The organism is Mesorhizobium sp. M7D.F.Ca.US.004.03.1.1, assembly GCF_003998635.1.
GTDB classification, from domain to species: domain Bacteria; phylum Pseudomonadota; class Alphaproteobacteria; order Rhizobiales; family Rhizobiaceae; genus Mesorhizobium; species Mesorhizobium loti.
The window spans coordinates 1-2,100 of record NZ_RZQG01000989.1 but is presented as its reverse complement, the minus strand read 5'-3'; the positions used below and the strand labels follow the sequence as shown (position 1 = coordinate 2,100).

The window sequence follows — 2,100 nt, the reverse complement described above, 5'->3', positions numbered from 1 at the left end:
CCTTTTTCATATTGCCGAACTTGACGTCGCCGGTCTGCGCCATGAAGCCGTCGATGACGCGATGGAAGGCGACATTGTCATAGGCGCCCTGGCGCACCAGCTTCTTGATCTGGGCGACATGCTTGGGCGCGAGGTCGGGCCTCAGCGCAATGGTGACGTCGCCGTCCTTCAGCGTGACGATCATGGTGTTTTCCGGGTCGGCGGCAAAAGCCGAGACCGATGCGGTCACAAGACCGGCAAGCACAACGAGGAACGAGGCGAGCTTTTTCAGCTGCATATCTGTCTCCGGGGTCTTATTTCTTGAATTTGGCGGTGAGCGCGCCGGCAACCGCCGCCGGCACGAAGGGGCGGATGTCGCCTCCCATCGAGGCAATCTGGCGGACAAGTGTGGCGGTAATGGTGCGCACGGAAGGGCTGGCGGGCAGAAAAACCGTCTGCAGTTCAGGCGCCATGGTCTCGTTCATGCCGGCCATCTGCATCTCATAGTCGAGGTCGGTGCCGTCACGCAGGCCGCGGATCATGATCGAGGCGCCCTGCTTCCTGGCCGCGTCGATGACCAGCCCGTCGAAGGCGACGACCTTGATGCGGGCGCCGTCGCTGCCGAATTCTGCCTTCGTCGCTGTCTCGATCAGCTTCACCCGCTCCTCGAAGGAAAACAGCGGCTGCTTTCCCGGATGAATGCCGATCGCCGCATAGACGATGTCGGCCACCGCCAGCGACGCCTTCAGCACATCGAGATGGCCGTTGGTCAGCGGGTCGAAGGAGCCGGCATAGAGGGCGATGCGTTCAGTCATGGCAGGTGCTTCTAGCGAGCCTCTCTCGCAAAGGCAAATCCGATCGGCGCGCCGGCCGTGAACCTTTTCCGGCACATGAACGACAGATGAACACGCTGATCACGAAGCCTTCACGCAGCGTTCACTAGGTTGCACCTTAATAAGATGAAACCAAAATCCCATCTATCCGTTGTTAGGCGCAGGAGAACACGCACATGCTGATCTACATGCTCGCCACCGCAATGACCGTCGCCATGCTGATCGCCACCGTATTTGGGCTGCATCAGGAGGCACAACGCGTCCGCGTCAAGGCAAACACCAAGCGCTTCTTCGGCCCCCGCAAGCCATATCGCCACTACTGATAAAGCCTAAACTTGCTGCCGCGCCGGCCGATGGGTCGGCGTTGCTATGTCATAACCTGGGTGCCGGACTTAGTCCGCACCCTCCGGACCGGTGTCAGGCGCCGGAGCGGCATCAGCAACCGTCCTCGACAGTCTCTTCGCTTTCTTCGTCCGATTGCGGTTCCGAGATCCGCTCGACCGAAACCACCTTTTCACCTTCAGCCGTGTTGAAGATGGTCACGCCCTTGGTGGCGCGGCTGGCGAAACGGATGCCGTTGACCGGCACCCGGATGACGGTGCCGCCATCCGATACCAGCATGATCTGGTCGTCATTGCCGACCGGGAACGTCGCCACCAGCCTGCCGATCTCGGCTACCTTCGACACATCGGTGGCACGGATGCCCTTGCCGCCGCGTCCGGTCAGCCGGAAATCATAGGACGAAGAGCGCTTGCCGTAGCCGAATTCGGTCACCGTTAGCACGTACTTCTCATGAGCCTTGAGGAACTCGTAGCGCTCGTCGGAAAGCTCCGTCTCCTCGCCGACCTCTTCATTGGTCAGCGCGATCTCTTCCTCTTCGCCGGCTGCGATGCCAGCGGCAAGCCGCCGTTCGGCTGCCGCTCGCTTCAGATAGGCGGCGCGCTCGGCTGGCGGCGCATCGACATTCTCGATCACCGACATGGAGATGATGCGGTCGGTCTCGGCCATGGTTATGCCGCGCACGCCGACAGAGTTGCGGCTCTGGAAGACGCGCACGTCGCCGACCGAAAAGCGGATGCATTGACCGGAGCTGGCGGTCAGAAGCACGTCGTCATTGTCGGTGCAGGTCTCGACGCCAAGGATCTCGTCGCCCTCCTCCTCCAGCTTCATGGCGATCTTGCCATTGCGGTTGACCTGGACGAAGTCGGACAGCTTGTTACGGCGCACGGTGCCGCGCGTGGTGGCGAACATCACGTCGAGCTCGCCCCAGCTCGTCTCGTCCGCGGGC

General features: G+C 61.7%; 4 protein-coding genes. 1 reads left to right on the top strand and 3 read right to left on the bottom strand.

Going from position 1 to position 2,100, the window contains the following annotated elements; translation table 11 throughout:
• A partial coding sequence (locus EN935_RS32865) for a peptidylprolyl isomerase (RefSeq protein WP_206534623.1) occupies nucleotides 1-277 on the bottom strand: 277 nt, incomplete at its 3' end.
• 16 nt (nucleotides 278-293) lie between these two features.
• Nucleotides 294-794, bottom strand: coding sequence for a pantetheine-phosphate adenylyltransferase (gene coaD / locus EN935_RS32860; protein ID WP_109669169.1), 501 nt, complete (start codon nucleotides 792-794; stop codon nucleotides 294-296).
• 194 nt (nucleotides 795-988) lie between these two features.
• Between coaD and EN935_RS32855 the strand changes: the two genes are divergently transcribed.
• On the top strand, nucleotides 989-1,135 hold the full coding sequence (locus EN935_RS32855) for a hypothetical protein (protein ID WP_127263080.1): 147 nt from the start codon (nucleotides 989-991) through the stop codon (nucleotides 1,133-1,135).
• Between the two features lie 112 nt (nucleotides 1,136-1,247).
• On the opposite strand, the gene EN935_RS32850 is transcribed toward EN935_RS32855, so the two are convergent.
• A partial coding sequence (locus tag EN935_RS32850) for a DNA gyrase C-terminal beta-propeller domain-containing protein (protein ID WP_281040383.1) occupies nucleotides 1,248-2,100 on the bottom strand: 853 nt, incomplete at its 5' end.

What these genes read in the sequence shown, in the direction of transcription:
- coaD (WP_109669169.1), bottom strand. Translation starts at nt 794, where the DNA reads ATGACTGAACGCATCGCCCTCTATGCCGGCTCCTTCGACCCGCTGACC.
- EN935_RS32855 (WP_127263080.1), top strand. Translation starts at nt 989, where the DNA reads ATGCTGATCTACATGCTCGCCACCGCAATGACCGTCGCCATGCTGATC.